This is a genomic window from Actinophytocola sp. (genome assembly GCF_036378875.1).
Taxonomy (GTDB): Bacteria; Actinomycetota; Actinomycetes; order Mycobacteriales; family Pseudonocardiaceae; genus Actinophytocola.
The window spans coordinates 34,486-56,615 of record NZ_DASUVO010000132.1 but is presented as its reverse complement, the minus strand read 5'-3'; the positions used below and the strand labels follow the sequence as shown (position 1 = coordinate 56,615).

Here is a 22,130-nt window from a genome sequence, read left to right as displayed (position 1 = left end):
AGAGGGTCTGCTGGAGCACACCGACGTGCTTGAGGGTGGTGGTGTAGGCGATGCCGTCGTACCCACAGGACATCCGGCCCATCCGCGCGGTCATCGTGATCAGAGTGGGCGGCCGCCGGTTGGTGCCGAGCAACAGCTTCGCGCTGTCCAGCAACTCGTCGGCGTGCTCGCGCCGGTCGTTGACGAGCGTCAGCGCGTGATCGTTCGGGTCGTAGTGGTAGATCCCGCGCGGCAGCCCGTCGCACCGGTCGACGGTCAGGTACAGCTCCAGCTCGTACAGACCGCCGGCACTCGGGTACGGGCGCTCGGACACCGGACGCGGCTCCATCCCGGCGACGAGCGACCGCACCCGCGCCGACCGGTACAGCAACTCGCCAAGCTGCGCGGCGGACGGCCCCTCGTCGGCGAACTCGCGAACCGAGCGGCGCAGCTCGACAGCGGCGGTGAGCGGCATGTCGTGTGCCGCCGGTACCGCGGGATCCGGCCGGTACAACGGGAAACGAGGGCCGGCCGGCAGCGGCTTCACCGCCGGCAGCGGCGCCACCCGCTCGGTGTCGCCGAGGGCAGACTCGTCGTGCCGTCCCAGCCGGCTGCGCGAGTGGAACATCAGCTCGTGCGGCGTCCAGGCCAGCGGTTCGGCATCGTCGTAGACGACCATCCCGGTGGCCAGGAGGTAAGGCAGGATCTCCGCTACCAGTGGCTCCGGCACGTCGACCCCGTGCGCGATGCCGAGGCTGGTCGCCGGGCGGCTCAATTCGCCGACCACCCACGAGACGAGCGGCCGGTGCAGCACGACGCGGTGGTTCGACAGCGGTGACTCGAGCACCATGTCACCGTTGCTTTCCCGCAGGAACGCGTAGCGGCACAGGCGCAGTGCCGCCTCCCGGTCCAGGGTCGGCAGCTCGAACCGGGCTCGCGGCGACACCGGGGTCGCCGACAGCAGTGGTGCCGCCGAACTCCGCAGCCCGAGCGAGCGGACGACGCAGCCGGGCACCTGGTCGAACACGCCGACCAGGTCGAACCAGTCGAGGCCGGTCACGTTGGCGAGCGCCACCGGACCCAGCGTCATGCGGCGCAGGCTTTCCGCCGTGGCCGGCCTGGGGTGGTCCAGGAGAACCTCGCCCCACCGGCTCAGGATGTTCAGGCCGTCGTCGGTCGACTCGACGGCCACGTCCTCCCGGAACGACCACAGCGGGATGGTCTGCTCGTGAGGACCAGTCAGTGCGGTGGACACCGCGGGCCGGGGGAATGCCACGACACACGCGTTCACAGGAACAGGGGGATCGGGTTGAGGTCCTCGTACGCGGTGGGTCTCGACAGCCGGCCGAGCTTCACGGGTACGTCGAAGAGTCTTCCCCGGCCGAACCTGGCCCAGAAGCCGCGCATGCCCGGCACGATCGCCTGTACGACGGGAAGGCCGACGTCGGGACGGGTCTGGTCGAGCACGAGTACCTCCAGTCCCAGCGCCTCCAACCGGTGTTGGACGGCGGTGACGTCCGTGTGCAGGTCGGTCGTCGGGGTGTGGGCGTAGTCGGTGAGCCGCCGGGCCGGCACCGTCGGATCCGGTCGCAGATAGGCGTGCCCGGCCCAGGTGCCGGTACGCCACCAGCGCAGCGCGTCCGGGTCGGACCAGCCGTACGAGCCGTCCCGGTCGACGTCGACCACGGCCGGCATCAGCTGGTTCATCTCGGTGAGCGCACGCATCAGCGCCACCTTCGGGTCGGGGTGCGCCCCGAACCCGAACATCACGTCCTCGCACTGCTTGTCGGTGCGCCGGGACAGCGCGGCGACGACCGGGACGCCCACGTCCGATGTCAGGTCCAGCGCCCAGACGTCCCGGCGCAGACCCGCGTAGGTCTCCCGCAGCTCGTCGATCCACGGGTCGGCGAAGCTGTCGAGGTCGATGCCCGGCGCCGGTGTCCGGTTGTACCACCACAACGCGACCGCGTCCCGCTCGACGACCTCCAGAAGTCCTTGCAGCAGAGCGTCTTCGAGGCTGGCGCCGGCCGCGTTGCCGTTCGAGTCCGCGCACGTCGACCCGCCGCCGCCGTGCTCGGCGGGGACGTCGAAGTACAGCATTCCGGTCGGCAGCAGGCGGTGCCGGCCCTCGGTGAGCGACCACACCGGCGTCCATGACGTGTCGGCCGTCTCGTCGAACCGCTCGCAGACGTGTTGGAACGACGCGTGTGCCGCGTTCCAGCTCGCGCGGCCTTCGTACTGGCGCTCGTCGTAGAGCAGGCAGTCGTTGGGGTGGATGGCCGGCTGGTCGGGATCGTCGCGTAGCCGCTCGTAGCTGCCGACCAGCCGTTCCTCGTCGCCGTGGAAATACCCGCTGTGCCGCTCGATGGCCTCGCACAGCGCGCTCACCTTGCCGTGCAACGGGGTCACGCCCTTGCCGCCGTTCTCCGCACGCAGCGTCGAGTACATGTGCTCGAACCCGGTCCGGGTCGTGAGCGCGAGGTTCGGGCCGGCGCGGAACGAGTTGAAGAACGCCGGGCCGCGCTGCTCGCGGGTGATCTCCTTGAGCACGCCGGTGATCGGGCTGATCAGGTGCTCGTACCGGTGCAGGACCGCGTCCGGCGTCATGGACCGGTGCCCGCCGCCGCTGCGGCTGGTCTTCCGCCGGTGTTGGATCGTGACCGGGCGCCGTGCCCGCGCGCTCATGATGGTGGCGTCCCCGCAAGCCGCGCACTGCGGCCGTCTCCGCAGCTCATGGTGCTTGCCGCGCAGGTCGAGGCTGTCCAGTGTCCACACCGTGTGCTGCCCGTCGTACCGCAGGCCGGCGGCCCACTTGGCCGCTTCCAGCGCGACCAGCTGCGAAGCGGCCGCGCCGAGCGGGGGCAGGGACACCGTGGGCGGGGTGAGCGGTTCGTGCTCGCCGACCATGGCACGCAGTCGCGTTTCCGCCTGACGGTGCCCGCGCAGCCGGTGGGCGAGGCAGTGCCAGCACGCCGTCGGCGCGGACGGGTCGAAGAAGGGGCCGAGCCACAGCTGGGTGCCACCTTGTTTGGCCAGCAGCCACGTGCGGCCGGCGGCGCGGTGCATGGCGTCGATGTCGGCGAGCGGGGCGTCCAGGTAGTCCGTGCACAGGACCACGGAGAAACTCGCGTTCGCGTCGAGGCGGTCGTTCGGGCCGGTGGTCGTGGCGAGCCCGACGGAACGCAACGCGGCGGTGAGGTCCACGCCGTCCGTCGTGCCGTCGAGCATGATGGTCTGCACCGTGGTCGTCGTCGTGCCGCGTGCCGCGGCGGCCGGGTCCAGACCGGCGGCCTCCCAGTACGCGAGGGTCGGCGCCGGGACCGCCAGCTCGGGATCCATCGGCGCGCGTAGCGACACCAGGCCGGCGTCCATCAGCCGCATGACGATGCCACCCGCCTCCGCCGGCGCGATTCCGGTGGGCACCTCCCGGCGAAGGGTGGCCAGGTCGCGGGTGCCGTCGAGGAGCGGGGCGAGCGCCTCGACGGACGAGCCCTGCACCGAGGTCGCACCACGTTCGGACAGTAGGTAGACGGCCTCCCCGCGAACCACGTGTGCCCGCAGGTGACGCTTGAAGCCGACCGTGAAACCGGACATCTGGTCGGTTATGGTCATGGTGGCCATCTCCCTTCCGCTGGACCGGCGCTGGAGCCTGCCTGGTACCAAGGTTGCTCTTCGCTGGAGCGGATGGACAGTTAGCAGCTCATGTGCCTATGTGCCATTACTCATCGTTCATTTGTGAAACCGTCACTATCGGCGGGACAGCTGCCCCCATAACGTTTGAGTTGTCCTGGTAGCCACGATTCGTCGCATCCTTCGCGGGGATCTGGCGGATAGCGAGGTCCGAAATGGTCACGAAGTTGGATGAGCTTGGACTGCTGACGCACGAGGAGAAGCTGACGCTTCTCGCGACACTGCTCGAGTCGACGTCCGGCCACCCACTGCCGCAACCGGTGTCCGACCCGGTGTCGACACCGCGAAAGTCGCCGGACAATCCGCTGTCCGAGCTCCGTTTCGAGCTGCTCGGCCAGCTGGTGATCCGGCACGGAAATCGCGACGTCGCACCGAGCGCGCCGAAACTGCGGCTCATCCTCGCCACATTGCTGTTCAACGCCAACAAACCGGTCGGCGCGTCCGCGCTGATCAGTGAACTGTGGAGTGACGACGCGCCACGCACCGCCAACGCCACGCTGCAGACGTACATGTTCAAGCTGCGCAGGCTTTTCCGGGTCGTGCTCGGCCTTTCCGTCGAGTACGTCACGCAGGAGGTGCTGCAGACCTGCTCCGGCGGCTACATCCTGCGCGTCGACCCCGCCCAGCTCGACATCACCGAGTTCGAGCAGCTGGTCACCACGGGCACCGCGGCGATGCACGCGGGCGACTACGAACAGGCGGCGGACAACCTGCGGCGCTCGATGGCACTGTGGCGTGGCAACGTCGTGCACCCCGGCCAGTGGGGCACGCAGCTGCGCGCGCAGGTCGCGCGGCTGGAGGAGCGACGGTTCTACGCACACACCACGAGGATCGACGCCGACCTGTGCCTCGGCCGCCACCGCGAGAACGTCAGCGAGCTGGCCTCCCTCGTGGTCGAACACCCACTGCACGAGTCGGCCCACGCGATGCTGATGATCGCCCTGTACCGGGCCGGCCGCACGTCCGCCGCGCTCGAGGTCTACATGCGATTCCGGCAGCGGATGATGCACGAGCTCGGCATCGAGCCGTCGGAGCGGATCCAGGGACTGCACATGGCGGTCCTGTCCACCGCGCCGATTCTCACCAACCGTTCGCTGACGTCCGACATGTTGCTGGACCGTCTGGCCAGGTCCGCTTTGGCTCGTCACGGGAATCCTCCCGCCGCGAGCTGAGCTTCGACGTGTCAAAGTCATGGGAGTGACGTGCGATGAGGTTTCGCCTACTTGGTTCGTTGGAAGTCGTCCATGACGGCGAGCAGGTGGAATTCGGTGGTGCGGTTCGCCGCGCCGTCCTCGGCTACCTGTTGTTGCACGCCAACCAGGTGGTGCCGACCAGCCGCGTGCTCCGTGCGCTGTGGGACGAACACGCCCCGCCGACCGCGCGGAAGATGGTGCAGAACGCGGTGTCCGGCATTCGGCGCACACTGGCCATGAACGCCGGGGAAGCGGTGCTACACACGACATCACCGGGCTACCGGCTGCAGGTCGACCCGGATTCCGTTGACGTGTACCACTTCCGGCGCCTGGTGGCGCAGGGCCGCGCGGCGATCGAGACCGGGTCGACGCGGTGGGGCGTGAGCCTGCTGCGGGAGGCACTCGAGCTGTGGCGCGGGCGTGCCCTGGCGGACCTGGTCGAGCGCGGCACCATCTGGTCCGAGCTGGCGGCCGTCGAGAACGAACGGTTGCTGGCACTGGAGGACTGCTTCGATGCCGAGCTGTCCTGCGGCCGACACCGGGAGATCACGCCGGAACTGGAGATCCTGACCGAGGCCGAGCCTCTGCGGGAACGGCTGTGCCAACAGTTCATGCTCGCCCTCTACCGCTCCGGCCGACAGGCCGACGCACTCAACGTGTACCGCCGCACCCGCATGGCACTGGTCGACGGCCTGGGCATCGAACCGGGCCGCGAACTGCAGCACCTACAACACCTGATCCTGGAACACGACCTCTCGATCCAGGCCCCGATGCTCGTCGCATAGCACCGTGCCAGCAGGCCCTCGCCGTGCCCTCGCCGCTCGCGCTGTGAAAGACGCGTTCACCACCCAACCGTTGTGGTGATTAGGCGCTTTCACAGCGCTGAACCCTGATCCGTCCGATGGCGAGTGTCATGAAAGACGCGTTGGGGAGGTTCAACGACATGAGCGCGTCTTTCGAGACATCGCCCGCAGCGTGAACGCGCCATTCGTGCGCGGCCAGCGCGACGTGAGCGGTGTGGTGAAAGCGTCCTTCACGGCGGGCGGCCTCCCGGCGGCCAAGCGAGCCGGCGGACGTAGTCGGTCGGCTTTGGCGCGGCGGTGTTACGCGGCGGGTACTGCGAGCGACGCTATGGGGTGGACCGCCGGATCGAGGGGGAGAGGCCGATGAAGCTCCTGACGTTCGCCATCGCCGCCGCGGCGGCTGTCGCCGTCCTCGGCCTGGTTCTGCTGATCGCCCCGTTCACCGCGTCCACGCCAACGGCGACGATCGGGTGCGGCAGCGCTGTCTCGCGTACGGTCCACCCGGTCAAGGCACTCGAAGAGACATGCGCCGATGTCCTCGATCCGAAGCTGCGGGCCGGGTACACGCTGCTCGGCGTTGGCATCGTGAGTGTGATCGGCGGCGTTGTCGTGCACACCGTGTGGTCGACGCGGCGGTTGGCCCGCGCTCGGTAGGGCCCGTCAGTTCACGCAGGGGATGCCTGCTGCCGTGATCGGTGGTTCCGTCTGTTCCTGCGCCATCTTCTGGACGGTCACCGGTTTGCCCTGGTCCGGTGTGGACGGAACCTCGGGGACGAGCGGTTGCTCTGTGCTCGGTGGGGGACCGGTGAGCAGGGTCTGGATGTAGGCGCGCACCTCGTCGGCGTCCACCTCCACCGCGCTGCCGTCGTACGGGGTGGGCAGGTTGATGCGTCCGGTTGGGATGGTCGAGAACTCGATGTCGTCGCCGGACAGGGAGGCGACCTGGGACGCGAAGCTCATCAGGTCCCAGTTCTGGTCCAGCACAACGGACTTCGTCAGCGCGTCGATCAGTGCGCTGATCCGGCTGGGTGAGGTCAGGGTGCCCGAGCTGAACAGTTGGTGCGCGAGCCCGGCGAGGAACGCCTGCTGGCGCCGCACGCGGTCGAGGTCGCCGTTCTGCAGGCCGTGGCGCTGCCGCACGAACCGCAGCGCGTCCACGCCCACCAGGCTTTGTTGCCCCGCGGGGAAGTTCGCGCCGGAGTACCGGTCGCGCACGGGGGCGTTCAGGCACACCGGCACGCCGCCGACCGCCTTGGTGATCTCGCTGAACCCGAACAGGTTGATCTCGGCGTAGTGGTCGATGGTCAGGCCGGTCAGGTCCTGGATCGTGGCGATCAGGTTCCGCCTGCCGGCGGTCGTCGACTCGCGCTCGACCGTCGCCTCGTCGAGGCCGTCGTTGCGCAGCCGGGACGCCTCCGCGTTCTTTCCCCGCACGTACGCCGAGTTCAGCTTGTGCCGGCCGAAACCGCCTGCGATGTCCACATAGGAATCCCGGGGCAGCGACACCGCGAAGGCCTTCTTCGCCGGGTCGGCCGGGACGTGCACGAGCATCATCGTGTCGGTGTTCTGCACGCCGTCCGCCTCGCCGGCGTTGAGCGAGTCGAGCACCTCCCGCGGCAGCGGGTTGCCCTGCGTGTCGTTGCGGGAGTCGAGGCCGACCAACAGGATGGTCTGGGTCGTGCGGGGCAGTTCCCGCGTCGTCTGTGACTCCTCGGGCTTCTCGGGCGCCGCGGTGATCACGTCGTCGCGCACCACGTTGTCGTCGGCCGTGCGGAAGGTGTACCAGCCGAAGCCGATGGTCGCGACGACAGCGGCCGAGAGGAGCGTGACAAGAGCCCGCCCCAGCCAGGCCAGCATGACAAACCCCCAACGTTCTCGGTTATCCCCTACCTACGACGTTAGGGACGCTTTGCACCTGCCCGGCGACGTTCGTGTAACAGGAGACCGGCAGGTGTGCCGCGGCCACGTAACAGGGCGGTGTGACAGCACGTGCGCTGGCATGGTCTGCTGTGTCTGGGAAGGAGGAGGATGCGGAGAGTGCTCGCGTTGTTCTGTGGCGTCACGCTCTGCGTCGCGGGGTGTGCGGTGCCGAGTGGTGTCGAGATCGAGGGCCGGGCGAGTCAGGTCAGCCCACCGCCGTCGCCGCCGTCGCTGCCGAGCGACATGCCCGTCTCAGCCGATCCGATCGCCATCCTCCGCGCGGACCCGCAGATCAACGTCAAGCTGAAGTCCGCCCTCGTGCCGTGCGACGTTGGCACGTACCCGATCAGCGACCGGTACGTCGACCTCACCGGCGACGGCGTCGCCGAACTCCTGGTGACGCTGTACGACTGCCCTCGTCTGGCGACGGAGACCACCGCGCCGGAGACGGCCCCGCCGCCGGAGAAGAGGACGAAGTCCGGATACGCCGGCTTCGTGTACAACCTGGCCGTCGACCCGCCGAAGCTGCTGTTCGGCGCCGAGGACGGCGGCGTCGACACCTTCCCCGCCAAGGAAGGGGGAAGCGATCTGCTCCTGTTCCGGGACCGGTGGGGGCCGAACGACGACCCGTGCTGCCCGACCGATCAGACCGTCGCCCTGTTCCGGTGGGACGGCTCGAGGTTCATCGAGGTGCCGTGGTGAGAGTGCTACTCGTCGAGGACGACGACGTGATCCGCGAGGCGACGCAGCTCGCGCTGGAGCGCAACGGTTTCACCGTCGACGTGGCCGGCGACGGGCTGACCGGCCTCGACACGTTCCGCGAGCGCCAACCGGACGTCGCTCTGCTCGACATCATGCTGCCCGGGATGAACGGCGTGTCGCTGTGCCGGCAGATCCGGGAGGAGAGCCAGACCCCCGTGATCATGATGTCGGCCCGTGCCGACCCGGTCGACGTGGTGCTCGGGCTGGAGGCCGGCGCGGACGACTACGTGACCAAACCGTTCGACAGCACGGTGTTGGTGGCCCGGATCCGCGCGGTCGTGCGCAGGATGAGCAGGGCGGCCCCAGCCCAGGAACCCGTCGGCAACGTCTTCGGCGACCTCGAGGTGGACCGGGACGCGCTGGAGGTCCGCATGAAGGGGCAGCCGGTGGAGCTGACCCCGACGGAACTGCGGCTGCTGCTGTGCTTCGTCGACTCGCCGGGCACCGTGCTGACCAGGGACGTTCTGCTCGAGCAGGTGTGGGACTACCAGTGGGGCGGCGACTCCCGCGTGGTGGACGTCCACGTGCAGCGCCTGCGCGCGAAGATCGGCCAGGACGTGATCGAGACCGTGCGGGGCTTCGGGTACAAGCTCAGAAACGCGTGAGGGTCTTTCCGCAGAGCCTGCGTTGGCGGCTGTCGGCGGTGATCGCGGTGGTCAGCGCCGTGCTGGCGGTGGGGCTGTCGCTGCTGGTGCGCACCGAGTTCAGCCGGGTGCAGCTGTCGGACGCCCGGCGCCTCCAGGACGAGCGGATCCAGCTGGTCGTGCGCGACTACGGGCTCACCGGCCGCGCGTCGCTCGGCAGCCGGATGGACTCGCCGGACGTCCCGCGCGAGCTGCGGGAGGCCGTCCGCGGCGGCCGCCGCGCGACCTATCTCGAGCGGACACCGAACGACGCGTGGATCTGGGCGGCCGCGGAGACCAACGGGCACGTGCTGTCGCTGCGCAGCCCGTACACCGACCGGGACGAGGCACTGCGGCAGCTGGACAACGCGCTCATCCTCGGCTCGGCCGGCGTGCTGGTGCTGGCCTCGGTGCTGGGCGTGCTCCTCGGCGCCCGACTGTCGAAACGGCTGCGTCGTGCCGCGGTGGCCGCCCGCCGCGTGGCCGACGGCGACGCCACACTGACCGTGGGCTCGGAGATCGGCGCACGTCCCCGCGACGAGACGACCGAGCTGGCACAGGCGGTCGACGCGATGGCCGCGGCACTGCGTGAACGGCTCGTGGCCGAGCAGCGCGTGACCGCCGACATCGCCCACGAGCTGCGCACACCGGTGACCGGGCTGGTGACCGCGGCGGAGCTGTTGCCGCCGTCGCGTCCCGCGGAGCTGGTCAGGGACCGGGTCAGCGCGCTGCGGTCGCTGGTCGAGGACATCCTGGAGGTGGCCCGCCTCGACACGGCGACCGAGCAGGCGGAGTTGGTCGCGGTGCCGCTGGGCGAGTTCGTGTCCCGCCGCGTGCCGGGCGCGGTCGTCGAGGACTCCTCGACCGTCCGCACCGACCCGAGGCGGCTGGAACGGGTGCTGGTGAACCTGTTGCAGAACGCGGAAAGGCATGGTGCGCCGCCGGTGGTGGTCTCGGTCGAGGGCACGACGATCCGGGTGCGTGACCACGGGCCCGGGTTTCCGGAGGAGTTGCTCAGGGACGGTCCGAGCCGCTTCCGCACGGCCGACCCCAACCGTTCGGACGGTCACGGGCTCGGCCTGACCATCGCGTTGGCGCAGGCACGCGTCCTTTCGGCCGAACTCAGACTCGCCAACGCGGTTGATGGTGGAGCTGAGGTCGTCGTGGCGCTACCGTCTGCGCCGTGAGCGTTAGGGATGAACTGCTGGCGCAGCTGGAGTTTTACTGGGACCACAACCTGTGGCCGCGACTGCGCGGGCTTACGGACGAGGAGTACTTCTGGGAGCCCGTGCCCGGGTGCTGGTCCGTGCGCAAGCGTGACGACGGCACCTGGTCGATGGACTGGGAGTGGCCGACCCCCACGCCGCCCCCGGTGACCACCATCGCGTGGCGGCTGGCGTTCATGGGCATACAGACGCTCGGCATCCGGGCCAGCGCCCTGTTCGGCGACGGGTCGCTGACGATGGAGACGGTCCGCTGGCCCCGTACCGCACCGGAGGCGTTGCGTGCTCTGGCAACCCACTACGAGCACTGGCGTCGTGGTGCCCGCGCCCACACCCCGGCGGACGAGGACGCGTTCATCACGCTGATCCTCCACATGAACCGGGAGCTGATCCACTACGGCGCCGAGGTGCTGCTCATGCGAGACCTGTACCGAACGGGCCGCAGGATGCCGTCGCCCGTAACGGCCGTGTAGGCAGCCCATGCAGCCCGAGCCCGCACCGGAACAGCCGCCTTCCGGAGACAGCGTCGCCAAGGCGGTCGGCGTCCTCCTGATCATGCCGGCCGCCGTCCTGACCGTGCTCACGCTCGTCATCCCGACCGTGCGGACCGTGAGGAGCAGCCTGTACGGAGGGAACTTCCTTCCCGAGGGTGAGTTCGAGTACGTGGGTCTCGACAACTTCGGCGCCGTGTTCGACGACCCGAGGTTGTGGCCCGCGATGGGGTTCGCGCTGTCGCTCGTGGTGCTGCCGCTCGTCGTCGCCGTCGTCGTGGCGCCGCTGCTGGCCGCGGCCTTCAGCTGGGCTGGCGGGTGGGCGCGGTGGACCGCGCGGATCGTGCTTTCCCTGGCGCTGGTGGTGTTCTCGCCGGTCGCCCTCACGATCGCCTGGCAGCGCGCCTACCGGGACGACCCAGGCGTGCTGGCCGACCCGGACCTGGTGGGCGACACCCTGCGCCTGTCGATGGCGATGATGACCTTCGGCGTGGTGTGCGCCATCGGGGTGATGGCGTTCCTGCCGGCGTTCCGCGCCGACCGGCCCGGGCGTCCACAGTGGCCCGCGCTGTTCACGATCGCGGGTCTCGCCACGCTGGGCGTGCTCGCGACCGGGTTGCAGCAGATCACGATCCCCCTCGTCATGACGGCCTTCGGGCCGGAGGACAAGACGCTGACGCCTGCCTCTCTGATGTTCGTGCACGCGTTCCGCAGCCTCCAGATGGGCTTGGGCGCGGCGTTCGGCGTGGTGCTTCTGGTGTTGCTGGCCATCCTCGGCGTGGCGGCGGTTCTGCTCGTCGTCCTCACCAGGTTGCGGGTGAGCCTGCCGCCGCCGCGGCCACGGGAGTCGACGGCCAGGAACCCCGGCGCCGTCGTGCTCGGGGTGTTGGCGCTGGTAGCGCTGGTGGCCGTCGCCGTGCTCACCACGATGCCCTGGCTGGACGCGCTGGGCGGGGCCGATCCCGAGATCCCGTCGGGTGCGCAGGGCCGCACGTGGTTGCCGGCCATCATCGGGGCCGTCGTGTCGGTCGGGGTCGCCTACCTGGCGGCCCTCGGCATCAGCGGCCTGCGCCCGCTGGGCCGACGCAGCGAATGGCTGCTGATGCCGTTCGCGCCGTGGCTGTTCGTCGGGGTGGCGCCGCTGAGCGTCGACTTCGTCAAGTCGCTGCTGGAAGGCGGTGCCCTGGGGGCCGCCGTGCAACGGCCGATCCTGGTCAGCATCGTCGCACTGCTGCTCCTGTCCGTTCTGTGTCGAGGGCAGGCCGAGCAGCAGGCGGCCACCGGCGGCACCTTCGTCTCCACTGTCGTGCTACCCACCCTGCCGGTGGCCGGGTTCCTCGCCGTGGTGGTCACGTTCTTCAACGCACAGGACCTGCTCTGGCCACTGCTCACCGCGCCGTCACCCGAGGACGGCACGACGACACTCGCGTTGTTCCAGCTGAACAACCAGGCCAGCGGACCGGACTTCTCCGTGAGCGTGGCGACCCCACTGGTGGCGGTCGTCCTCGGATTCCTGGCCCTGGCGGTGGTCGGTGTGCGCTACCTGGACCGAATGGTCGCCACCACGGGACCGGAGTGAGCCTGGCAAGATCGACTTGTGCGTGATCTTCTTCGGTGGCAGTTCGACCTCACGTGGGCGCTGTTCGAGTACCACCTGGATCGGCTGAGCGCGGACGACTTCCTGTGGGAGCCTGCCGGGAACGTCTGGACCATCCGGGACGGCGTGCCGGACTGGGCCGACACCGAGCCGGACCCGGTCCCCGTGCCGACGATCGCGTGGGTTTCCTGGCATCTGGGCTGGTGGTGGTCCGTGGCCGCGGACCACGCGCACGGCCGGCCGCCACGGGCACGCGAGGACGTCGTCTGGCCAGGGCCAGACGGAACGGTGGCCTGGCTGCGTGGGCTGCGGGACGAGTGGGTCGCCGTGCTCGACACGCTCGACCTCGCGGCGCGGTCGACGTTTCCCTGGCCGGACAAGACGGTCGGGCACATGGTCGCCTGGGTGAACGCCGAGCTGATGAAGAACGTCACCGAGATCGGTCAGCTCCGCATGCTGCGCGCGGTGTCCTGAAGGGACTGCTTGCTACTTCGGGTCTTCCGTGAGGGCCTTGCCGGTCCAGATGGCGTGGGTGCACGCGATGCCGCTGCCGCCCTTGGGGCGTAGGACGTCGTAGATGTGCATTCTCGGGATCTTCTCCGACAGGCCCCAGCCGCTGGGCCACGTGATGATCCAGTCCATGTCCAGGTCCACCAGCAGTCCGAGCATCCTGGCGATGGTCGGCTCGTCCAGGCGCTCGAACGCCTCGTCCAGCAGCACCAGGCGGATGGGTGGCTGGTCGGCCGCCGTGCTCACCGCGTCGTAGAAGGCCGAGGCCGCGGCGAACAGCGTCACGTACGAGATCAGCCGGGTCTCGCCGGACGACAGCTGTCGCATGCGGCGGGTTCGGGGGGCACCGTCCGGGCCGAGGTCCTTCACCCGCACGGTGAAGCGGTACCACGTGCGGTAGTCGAGTGCCCGCGCCAGCACGTCGGCGTAGTCGCCGGTGTGGCCGTCGCGTTCCGCGGTGATCCGGTCGGTCAGCGCCGTGCGCAGTGCCTCGTCCTGGCCCTCGCCGCGCTTGGCGAACGGCGTGCGGATCAGCGCGATCGCCTGGCGCATCACGTCGTCCAGGTCCGGGGCCGGCTGCCAGTCCAACTGCACGTGCACGCCCTGGCTGGAACGGGCAACGTCGAGGGTCTCGTTCATGCGGCGGCACAGGTCGTCCGCGACCTCGATCTGCGTGGCCAGCTTGTCCGCGAGGTCCCTGAGCATGAACGCGTCGAAGATCTGCTGGTACTCCTCCGACAGCAGGTCCCGTTGCGCGCCAAGGCGTTCCGCCACCTCGCGCGCGGCCACCGCCACCGGCTGGGGGCCCTGCGCGCCCGTCACGGTCACCGTGAGGATGTCGGCCGAGCGCTGGGCGATCACGTCGTGGCTGCCGGCCAAAGTGGACTGTAGCGTTTGGAGGTTGCTGAGGACCGTGTCCTCCGAGACGCCGTCGCGGGTGTTCGCCATCAGCGTCGTGTACGCCTCGGTCAGGTCGTCCGGCAGCTCGGCGGGCACCGCGGCCGGCCACACGCCGTCCGCCGCCAGCGCGTCCCGGAAGCGTTGCCGGGCGGCGGTTTCGCGTTCGGTCAGCTCTTCGGTCTTCGTCTGCCTTGTGTCGATCTGCGTCTGCGTCTTGCCCGCCTTGACCCGCGCGTCCGTCGCCCGCTGACGCACCTCGGGCAGCCGCTGACGCACCGAAGCCCGCTGCTCCTCGGCCGCCGACAGCTCACGCTCCAGCTGCTCGGCCGCGCCGCCGATCGCGCGCACCCGTTCCTCGTACGCGGCCTGCTCGTACGCGTAGTCCAGGCACGCCCGGTCGGCGCCCGCCTGCACGTCCGCCAGCTCCGCGTCCACCCGGGCGTGGTTGTCCAGCGCCCTGGTGAGGCTGTCCACGCCGCCCAGGCACCGCTTCGTCAACGCCGTCGCGAGTTGCTCGGCCGTGGTGCGGGCCTCCAGCGCCGAGGCACGCGCGAGCTGCAACGACTCCGCCGCCGCGTCCAGACCCGCCGCGCGTGCGTCGACCAGCAACGCGTCCTGCCGCGCGCGGTGTCGGTCGGCCTGGCCCGCGTTCTTGTCCCGCAACGAGAACGCCTTCGCGCTCGCGTCGTCCGCGGCCGCCGTCGCGGCCCGCAGCGTCACGTGTGCGGCCAACAGCTCGCGGTCGTCCGGGTGCTCGTCGATGTGCCGTTCCCACGCGGTGGCGTGTTCCTGCGCCACGGTCAGCGCCTTCGCCGCCAGCTCACGCTCGTCCGCCAGGCGGGCCAGCTCCGTCGACAGGTCGTGAATCCGCTTGTGCCGCGTGGTTTCCCGGGCACCCGCGCCAACGAACTCCGCCGCCGGCTTCGTCATCGCACCGGTCAGCACGCCGGCCCGCCAGCGGCCGTCCAGCGAGATCGACAGCCCGGCGTCGGTGTCCAGGCCGACCCGGGACAGCAGCCGCGTCACGAGATCGGTCGACACCGGTGAGCCCGGCGGCACCGCCGGGGTCAGGACATCCTTCAGCGACGGGGAAACCTCCGGTCCCGCGACGATCGCGGTCAGGTCCCGGCTCGTCGCGTCGGTCAGCGTGCCGTCCGCGGTCACCCACGCGTTCAGCAGGCCGGCCGACTCCAGTGCCGCTTCGCAACCCGCTCGATCCGCCGGCGACAACGACGGCGCGAAGTCGACAAGTCGATAGAACGCGGCGCCTTCCGCCGGCGACCGGTCCACATCGGACACCGGGAGCGCAGGCTCCGGATCCACACCGGACTGCAGCGCCGCCAGCTCGGTCTCGGCCTCGGCCAGCTGGACGTCGAGTCCGTACACGACACGGGACGCGCGGTCCACCTCGGCGTGCAGTGCCGGCACCTGCCCGCGTAGCCAGGCATGCGCCCGTTCGGTCGCCTGCTTGGCGGCGTCCACGTCGCTCGTGAGGTCCGCGAGCGCGGGCAGTGCCAGCTCGGGGTGGGCGGTCAGTGTCGCGAGTGGACCGGACTCAGCCCACTTCGTGGTCGCCGCGTGCCACGTCGCGGCCACGTCCTCGAGTCGTTGTGCGGCCTCGTTGCGCTGCCCGACCGCCTCGGTCGCCTTCAACTGCGCGTCACGCGCCTCACGCTGCAACCGGTCCACTTCGGACCGTTCAGTGTCCAGCTCGCGCGCCCGTTCCAGCAGCGTCAACGTGACCGCGCACCGTTCCCGCAGGGCCGCCACCGCGTGCCCGGCCTGCTCGCCGGCCGCCTCCAGCGCGGCACGCAGCGAGTGCGGCGCCACGTCCGGTGGGGTGCGCCGGGTCGTCTCCTCCGGCTCCGCCTCGGGGTCGAACGACGTGCGGACCGTCTCCACCAGCTCGGTCGCCGCGGCCTCCGGCACCGCGGGCACGGTCGGACACAGACGCGAGTCCAGCCCGGCCTCCCGCATCCGCGCCCGGACCGCGTCGGACAGCTCCGCCGCCTGCGTGGTGTCGTCGGTGAACCGGGCCAGCTCGGCCACCACCGAGTCGACGAGCTGCTCGGTGTGTTCCCGTTGCGTGCGAAGCTGTTTGAGCGCGCTCACCGCCGCCTGCCTGGCCGCCGACACGACCCGCTTGCGGTCGGCCAGGTCGCGCACGCTGTCGTAGGCGGGCGAGCTCCTCAGCGAGTCGATCTTCGCCTCGAGCGCCAGCTCCTGCTCCTCGAGCGTGGCGACCTCGACCTCGGCCTGCTCAGCCGCCTGCTCCTCGTTGGCGAGACGGGCCATCAGCTTGGTGATCTCGTTGCGGGCGGCGGTCAGCTCCTTGGTCGCGTCCACCGCGCGCTTGCCCGCCGTCCGCAGCGAGCTGTACGCGTACCCGGCATAGCTGGCCAGGAACCGCTGCAGCGCGGTGTCCGCGGCACCGAGCGTGCGGATGTTGTCCCGAATGGACTCCAAGTCCTCGAACGACCGCGCCAGCTGCTCGATCACCGCGGGGTCTAGCGGCGGCAGCGAGTCGGACAGGATCTGTTCGAGCTGGCCCTCCAGGACCTTCAGCCCGACGTCCGGGTTACGCAGGGTTCGTTGCAGGTGCAGCAGATCGGCGTAACGGGCAGCCGGGATCCCGTACACCAGCTCGGCGATCCGCGCGCGGAACGGCTCCTCGTCGTGCATGCGGTCCGCGCCGAGCAGGTCCCGCAACTGGGTCGCGCTGACCGGGGTGCCGTCGACGACCAGCGGGAAGTCCTGGCCGACCCGCCGATCCGTGACGAACCGCCAGGAGTCGCCGATCGCCTGCGAGTTGGCCGACGCCTTGATGCCGATGCCGCTGGTCAGGAACTCCTCGCGCTCGCCGACCACACGGCGCAGCTCGATCCAGGCGTACCCGATGCGGTTGGGGCCGCCCGTGTAGTCGTCCAGCATGAGCCGCCGCATGCTGACCGTGTCGTAGCCCTTCGACCCGATCTGGCGCAGGTCGCCGTCGAGACACAACGGCAGCAACAGTTCCAGCGTGCGGGACTTGCCGGACCCGTTGGTGCCCTGGAAGATCGCCCGCCCGCCGGACAGGTCGAACTCCTCCACCGCGTACTGCCACACGTTGACGATGCCGCCGCGGTGCAGTTTCCACCGGCCTGTCATGCCGTCTCCTCGCCCGCTCCGTGGCGCCGGAACGCTCCGCAGGCTCCGCTCCTCCGGTGCCCTCCACGGTCGAGGAGGCGGCCTGCGTACTGATGATTCGCTCCGCAAGCTTCGCTCATGATGCATCCCCCTCGTGATCGAACAGCGACCAGCCCGGCTCCGGTTCGAGCTTCGGCTCCTCGGGTTGCCTCGGCGCCCCGTCCGGCTCGGGTGCCCAGCGATGCGTCGCAGGGCTCAGCAGCCAGTGACTGCCGTCCGATCTCGCCAAACCCAGTGACAGCAACAGATGCAGCACGTCGTCGGCCAGTTTCGGCAGGCTCGCGACCATCAGCTTCGACCACGCCGCCGGGTACGCGTCGACCAGCTCGTCACAGATGGTCGTGACCTGCTCGACCGTCACGGCCACCCAACCATCCCGCGGCTCACCCGCCGCGAGCAGGTCCGGCAGCGCGAGCAACGCGACCCGCGCGACCGTCGACTGGCCGGGGAAGGACACGTCGGTGAGGTAGTCCTCGGGGTCGGTGACCGCGACGCCCTCCAGCCGCACTTCGGTGACCAGGCCGAAGCAGCGCTCGATGAGCCGCGACTCCTGCCTGGCCCGCTTGCGCAGCCAGGCCGACTCCTCGTCGGTGAGGTCCGCGTAGTGCGTCACCGGGTTCTCGACGAGCTTGCGGCGCAACGAGTGTTCGACCCCGCGCGGCCCGGGGCGGGCGGCGAGCGCGATCAGCTCCGTCGGCGTCGTCGCGACTCCCAGCGGGCCGGCGACGAGCTGCCCGAGCAGTGTCGTGTCGATGGTGAGCAGCGCTTCCGCACCGGTGTCGCCGGTGATGCTGACCGTGCCCTCGGTCTCGCTGAGCACGCCGAGCGACACCAGGTACCGCAGCGCGGACGCGATGGCCCGCAGCTCGCCGAGGTCGTCGGACACCTCGATGCCGGCCTGTTTCGCGGCCGAGCGGATGTCGTTGACGAGGCGGGACAGCAGCGTCTGCTGGCCGATGCCGGTGAGCGAGGCGAGGCAGAGCGCCAGATAGGCGTAGCCACGCGGGGTCAGCGACGGTTCGCCTCGGGTCGGGTCGGGGCCTGGGCCGGACTTGTAGAGGCGGGCGAACCGCCGCTCGACGACGAGCCGGTAGCCGAGCACGCCGGCGAACAGTTCGGAGAGCGTCGACCGGTGCCGGTAGATCAGCGGCAGCAGCTCGCACTCCGGGCCGCCGGTCCGCAGCAGCGGCCGGCGCAGCAGCACACGCGCGCACCGCACCACGTCGGCCTGGTCGATCTCACTGAGCCGGTCGAGAACCTCTGCTGTGCTCATGTATTGCTCGTGCTGAACTCGACGGCCGTGTGCTGAATCTCCAGTACCCCGCCGGAGGTGTGGATCACCGCGGTCTCGCCGGCGTTCGGTCGTAGTCGCAGCGTCAGGCCACCCACCGGGTCGACGGCCTCGCCGTCGTCGGTCGGGCGTTCGCGCTGGGCCATGGCGTCGGTGAGCAGGCCGCACAACGTGGCCAGTGCGTCGGCGGACAGGGTTGTCCGGTCGAGCTTTCCGCCCGCGGCGGCCAACTCGGCGACCGCGGCCGCGTGCCGGGCGTCGGCGTTGCGTGCCTCGGCGAGCAGCTGTTCACGGCCGAGCGGGTTGTCCAGGATGCGGGACGTGCGGCCGCGGGTGCGCTCGCCCCGGCTGCGCACGGTGACCAGGACGTCGACGATCGGCCCGTCGGCCCACCGGGTCTGCTCGTCGTCGCCGTCGTGCGCCGGTGCGGGGGAGATGTGCCGGGCCGAGTGCAGCCCGAACGCCGCCGCGGCAAGCGTGTGCGCCTGGTCCTGCGTCGACTCGTCGAACCACTTGGCGAGCGTGAGCAGCTCGGCCCGCCTGCCGGGTTCGGGGCCACCGCCCGAGGTTGCCCGCTTGACGGTGGCGAGCAGGGTGCCGATGGCGCGGGCCGTGGCCTCCCGCAGAGCCGTGACCTGCGACGGCCGCCCCGGCCGGTCCACGAACCAGTCGGTCAGCTCCCGCCAGTCGGCGGCCGCGCGGCCCCGGGCCCGCTCGACGTCACGGCCCAGCGAACCGGACGGTGTGAGCAGGCGAAGCAGATGCTCGGTGGCGCCGACGAACTCCTCGCGGGTGAGGATCTCCGCGATGGCCGGCGTGTAGCGAAGGACGTCCTCGACGACCATCTGGATGTACTCGACGAGCAGGTTGCGGAACCCGGAGATCTCGTCGGAGCCCAGGTGGTAGCGGGTGACGACCTGGCCGAGGTAGGCGTAGAAGTCGCGGACGGTCGCGGCCAGCTCGCCGTGCTGCAGGAACAGGGTGGTGACCTGCTCGGCCAGTTTTTCGACGGCCTTCTGCGCGGTGTCGGAGCCCGGGTCCCGCCCGTGCTCGTAGCTGGCGCGCGAGAGCCGGGCCAGCAACTCGTCGAGCCCGGCCGCGATGGCGGGCAGCAGCTCACGGGAGACCTCACGGGCGCCCTCGGTGGTGCGCAACAGCTCGTCGACGTCCCGCTGGACACGAACGCCGAGCTTGCTGACCTGGTAACGCACACTGCCGTGCTGGAACTCGGCGATCGAGGACGCGACGACCTCCCGCCGCCCGGCAACCAGGTTGCCCCACTCGACGAGCTGCTTGAGCCGCGTGATCACGTTCTCGACACGGGACTCACCTGGCGCGATGTCCCCCCGCCGCTCGGCCGAACTCAGCGCGGCGGACACCTCACCCGCGGACAGATCGGCGAGCAACGTCGACGCGAACAGCCGCATGATCCACAGGTAGGTGCGCCGATGCTCCCGCGCGTCCAGGTAGGCGTACAGCTTCAGCCGGCGCGCCTCGTCCACCGCCACGTCGGCGGGAAAGTCGGATGCCGGGTTCGATGCCACGGCCGGTCACACTACCCGCGCCCCCCGACAGAAACCGGCCCCCGGTGCCACCCGGACGGGCGACATCACACTGCCCCGGAACGCCCCGACTGCGGGGATACGCTGGGTAAGCACCTCATGTGAGATCATGCGAACGACGGTTGGAGAGGACGTGGTTGACAAGTTCACCGACCCGCTGCTGACGCCGAAGGACGTCGCGCGCCACCTCCGGATTCGCGAGTCCACGGTGTACTACTGGCTCAGGGAGGAAGCCAACGGTGCGCCGCTGGTCCACCGGGTCGCGCCGGAGCGGCGTGGTTGGCCCTCGGTGCCGTTCGTGGCGGTCGTGGAGGCCTACGTCCTGCGGGCTCTTCGCGAGCTCGGCCTGACCAAACAGAAGATCCGCGACGCGGCCGCGGAGGTTCGTCGCGCCTTCGACACGCCATACGCCCTCGCGACACAGAAGATCGCCACGGACGGTGTCGACATCTTCGTCCACTACGCCCACGATGACCTTGCGCGTGCCGCCGACGGACAACGGCCGTTTCGCGAAGTGATCGACGATTACCTGCACTACATCGACTGGGACTCGACCGACAGGTTCGCGAGCAGTTTGCGACTACGTCAGTACCCCGATGTCGCCCCCGTGATCATCGACCCCCGCTTCGGGTGGGGCGCACCCGTCGTCGCGTCGACGAAGGTCCCGGTTGACGCGATCGTGGATCTCTGGCTGGCCGGCGAGTCGTTGGAAGACGTTGCTTACGAGTACGGGCTGACCAGGGAACAGGTCGAGGCAATCTGCCGTGTCACCCGAGCAGCCTGAGTTTTTTCTCGACCGCGGGCTTGGGCGTCGGGTGGCGGAAGGACTTGTCGAACTCGGCTGGCGGGTGCATCGCGCCGAGATGATCGCGCGCTTTCACGTGTCTCAGGCGTTGATCCATCGAGCCGTGGAGCGTGGTGGGCCTCGCGCGTACGCGGTCGGGGAGACAGGCATTCGACCTACCTGGCCGTGATCAGCCGCCTTGCCAGGGGCATACCGGGTATGCATACTCGGTATCTATGTCGGTCAGGTACGGGCTGCTCGCGCTTCTCGAACGGGAGCCGATGCACGGTTATCAGTTGCGGGTGGAGTTCGAGCGGTCCACGGGGCTGACCTGGCCGCTCAACATCGGGCAGGTGTACACGACCCTCGCGCGGCTCAGCAGGGACGGGTTGGTCGAGGAGGCCGATCTCGCGCAGGAGCCGGGCAAGGTTGTCTACCGGCTGACCGACGCCGGGCGTGCCGAGTTGGCCACCTGGTTCGCCACCCCGGTCGCGCCGGCCGAGCATCCCCGCGACGAGTTGGCGATCAAGATCGCGCTCGCCCTGCGCACGCCCGGGGTCGACGTGCCGGCCGTCCTGCAGACGCAGCGCGCGGCCACGCTGCGGAAACTGCGCGAGCTGACCCGGTTGAAGGTGGAGGCCGACGAGAAGGCCGACGAGGCCTGGCTTCTAGTGTTGGACCTCATGATCTTCCGGACGGAGTCGGAGGCCCGGTGGCTTGACCACTCCGAGACCCGCCTGGCCCGCATGCCGCGCACCACACCACGATTCGCCCAACCGTCGGCGGACGAGCCAAGGTCGGTGCGACGATGAGCGGAGCACTGGGGGGCATGAAGCAGCCGAGGGGGCGGCATGAGCGCGAACCTGCTCGAACTGCGTGACGTCACGCGCGTCCACGGCACCGGTCCGGTCGCCGTGGCCGCGCTCGCCGGGGTGAGTCTGCGGGTGCGGCCGGGGGAGCTGCTCGGTGTCATGGGCCCGTCCGGCTCGGGCAAGTCGACGCTGTTGCAGCTGGCCGGTGGGTTGGACGAGCCGACCGCGGGCTCGGTCGTCGTGGCCGGGGTGGATCTCGGTGCGCAGAGCCGGGCCGGGCGGGCGGCGTTGCGGCGCCAGCACATCGGCTACGTGTTCCAGGACTTCAACCTCATTCCCGCGCTGACCGCCGCGGAGAACGTCGCTCTGCCACGGGAACTCGACGGCGTGCGGGGGCGGCAGGCCAGGTCCGACGCGCTCTCGGCGTTGCGTGCGGTCGGTGTCGACGATCTTGCCGACCGGTTCCCCGACGAGTTGTCCGGCGGGCAGCGGCAGCGGGTGGCGATCGCGCGGGCGCTGGTGGGGGAGCGGCGCCTGCTCCTGGCCGACGAGCCGACCGGCGCGCTGGACTCACACGCCGGCGAGGCCGTCCTCAAGCTCATCCGCGCCCGCTGCGACGCCGGCGCGGCCGGGGTGCTCGTCACCCACGAGGCCCGGCACGCCGCGTGGGCGGACCGGATCGTGTTTCTCCGCGACGGCAAGGTGGTCGACGACACCGGCGCGGAGAGCCTGCTGGAAGACGCCTCGTGAGCGGAGCTTGCGGAGCGAACCATCGATATTCACGACGCCGCCGAGCCCGCGAAG

Annotated in this window: 18 protein-coding genes; 12 read left to right on the top strand and 6 right to left on the bottom strand. The window is 70.2% G+C overall.

What is annotated here, in order from left to right; genetic code table 11:
• Together VF106_RS38875 and VF106_RS38870 are read right to left on the bottom strand one after the other, a co-directional pair.
• Positions 1-1,255, bottom strand: a 1,255-nt coding sequence (locus VF106_RS38875) for a SagB family peptide dehydrogenase (protein WP_330844995.1), incomplete at its 3' end; no start/stop codon positions are given.
• Positions 1,256-1,266: 11 nt separating this feature from the next.
• The gene (locus tag VF106_RS38870) at positions 1,267-3,591 is read right to left on the bottom strand and encodes a TOMM precursor leader peptide-binding protein (protein WP_330844994.1); all 2,325 of its coding nucleotides are present in this window, start codon (positions 3,589-3,591) and stop codon (positions 1,267-1,269) included.
• Positions 3,592-3,836: 245 nt separating this feature from the next.
• Between VF106_RS38870 and VF106_RS38865 the strand changes: the two genes are divergently transcribed.
• The 3 genes from VF106_RS38865 (at position 3,837) to VF106_RS38855 (ending at position 6,319) form a co-directional block, all read left to right on the top strand.
• Positions 3,837-4,841: an AfsR/SARP family transcriptional regulator gene (locus VF106_RS38865; protein ID WP_330844993.1), complete on the top strand. Its 1,005-nt coding sequence runs from the start codon at positions 3,837-3,839 to the stop codon at positions 4,839-4,841.
• 59 nt (positions 4,842-4,900) lie between these two features.
• Positions 4,901-5,647 (top strand): AfsR/SARP family transcriptional regulator, encoded by a 747-nt coding sequence (locus tag VF106_RS38860; RefSeq protein WP_330844992.1) that lies wholly within the window; start codon positions 4,901-4,903, stop codon positions 5,645-5,647.
• A gap of 381 nt (positions 5,648-6,028) precedes the next feature.
• Positions 6,029-6,319: a hypothetical protein gene (locus VF106_RS38855; RefSeq protein WP_330844991.1), complete on the top strand. Its 291-nt coding sequence runs from the start codon at positions 6,029-6,031 to the stop codon at positions 6,317-6,319.
• Positions 6,320-6,325: 6 nt separating this feature from the next.
• Here VF106_RS38855 and VF106_RS38850 read toward each other — a convergent pair whose 3' ends face one another.
• Positions 6,326-7,522, bottom strand: coding sequence for an LCP family protein (locus tag VF106_RS38850; protein ID WP_330844990.1), 1,197 nt, complete (start codon positions 7,520-7,522; stop codon positions 6,326-6,328).
• Positions 7,523-7,693: 171 nt separating this feature from the next.
• Here VF106_RS38850 and VF106_RS38845 point away from each other — a divergent pair, with 171 nt between their 5' ends.
• The 6 genes from VF106_RS38845 to VF106_RS38820 are packed head-to-tail and all read left to right on the top strand — an operon-like array spanning position 7,694 to position 12,755.
• Positions 7,694-8,287, top strand: a complete 594-nt coding sequence (locus VF106_RS38845) for a hypothetical protein (protein WP_330844989.1) — start codon at positions 7,694-7,696, stop codon at positions 8,285-8,287.
• Positions 8,284-8,952: a two-component system response regulator CseB gene (cseB, locus tag VF106_RS38840; protein WP_330844988.1), complete on the top strand. Its 669-nt coding sequence runs from the start codon at positions 8,284-8,286 to the stop codon at positions 8,950-8,952. The genes VF106_RS38845 and cseB overlap by 4 nt, the downstream gene beginning before the upstream one ends.
• Entirely contained in the window at positions 8,949-10,157 is a 1,209-nt protein-coding gene (locus VF106_RS38835) for a sensor histidine kinase (RefSeq protein ID WP_330844986.1), read from the top strand. The genes cseB and VF106_RS38835 overlap by 4 nt, the downstream gene beginning before the upstream one ends.
• Positions 10,154-10,666, top strand: a complete 513-nt coding sequence (locus VF106_RS38830; RefSeq protein ID WP_330844985.1) for a DinB family protein — start codon at positions 10,154-10,156, stop codon at positions 10,664-10,666. The genes VF106_RS38835 and VF106_RS38830 overlap by 4 nt, the downstream gene beginning before the upstream one ends.
• A 7-nt stretch (positions 10,667-10,673) precedes the next feature.
• A complete protein-coding gene (locus VF106_RS38825) occupies positions 10,674-12,263 on the top strand; it encodes an ABC transporter permease family protein (protein ID WP_330844984.1) in 1,590 nt (529 codons plus the stop codon).
• An 18-nt stretch (positions 12,264-12,281) separates the two neighbouring features.
• Complete coding sequence (locus tag VF106_RS38820; protein WP_330844983.1) at positions 12,282-12,755, top strand: DinB family protein; 474 nt, start codon at positions 12,282-12,284, stop codon at positions 12,753-12,755.
• A 12-nt stretch (positions 12,756-12,767) separates the two neighbouring features.
• Here VF106_RS38820 and VF106_RS38815 read toward each other — a convergent pair whose 3' ends face one another.
• The 3 genes from VF106_RS38815 to VF106_RS38805 all read right to left on the bottom strand — a co-directional run bounded on the left by VF106_RS38815 (position 12,768) and on the right by VF106_RS38805 (position 19,712).
• Positions 12,768-16,838 carry a TIGR02680 family protein gene (locus tag VF106_RS38815; RefSeq protein ID WP_330844982.1) on the bottom strand — a complete coding sequence of 1,357 codons (4,071 nt, stop codon included), beginning with the start codon at positions 16,836-16,838 and terminating at the stop codon, positions 12,768-12,770.
• A 115-nt stretch (positions 16,839-16,953) separates the two neighbouring features.
• Positions 16,954-18,150: a TIGR02678 family protein gene (locus tag VF106_RS38810; protein WP_330844981.1), complete on the bottom strand. Its 1,197-nt coding sequence runs from the start codon at positions 18,148-18,150 to the stop codon at positions 16,954-16,956.
• The gene (locus tag VF106_RS38805) at positions 18,147-19,712 is read right to left on the bottom strand and encodes a TIGR02677 family protein (RefSeq protein WP_330844980.1); all 1,566 of its coding nucleotides are present in this window, start codon (positions 19,710-19,712) and stop codon (positions 18,147-18,149) included. Before VF106_RS38805 ends, VF106_RS38810 begins: the two co-directional genes overlap by 4 nt.
• Before the next feature lie 151 nt (positions 19,713-19,863).
• Here VF106_RS38805 and VF106_RS38800 point away from each other — a divergent pair, with 151 nt between their 5' ends.
• The 3 genes from VF106_RS38800 (at position 19,864) to VF106_RS38790 (ending at position 22,076) form a co-directional block, all read left to right on the top strand.
• On the top strand, positions 19,864-20,514 hold the full coding sequence (locus tag VF106_RS38800; protein WP_330844979.1) for a DUF433 domain-containing protein: 651 nt from the start codon (positions 19,864-19,866) through the stop codon (positions 20,512-20,514).
• A 236-nt stretch (positions 20,515-20,750) separates the two neighbouring features.
• The gene (locus tag VF106_RS38795) at positions 20,751-21,326 is read left to right on the top strand and encodes a PadR family transcriptional regulator (RefSeq protein WP_330844978.1); all 576 of its coding nucleotides are present in this window, start codon (positions 20,751-20,753) and stop codon (positions 21,324-21,326) included.
• 39 nt (positions 21,327-21,365) lie between these two features.
• Entirely contained in the window at positions 21,366-22,076 is a 711-nt protein-coding gene (locus VF106_RS38790; RefSeq protein ID WP_330844977.1) for an ABC transporter ATP-binding protein, read from the top strand.
• Positions 22,077-22,130 lie beyond the last annotated feature (54 nt).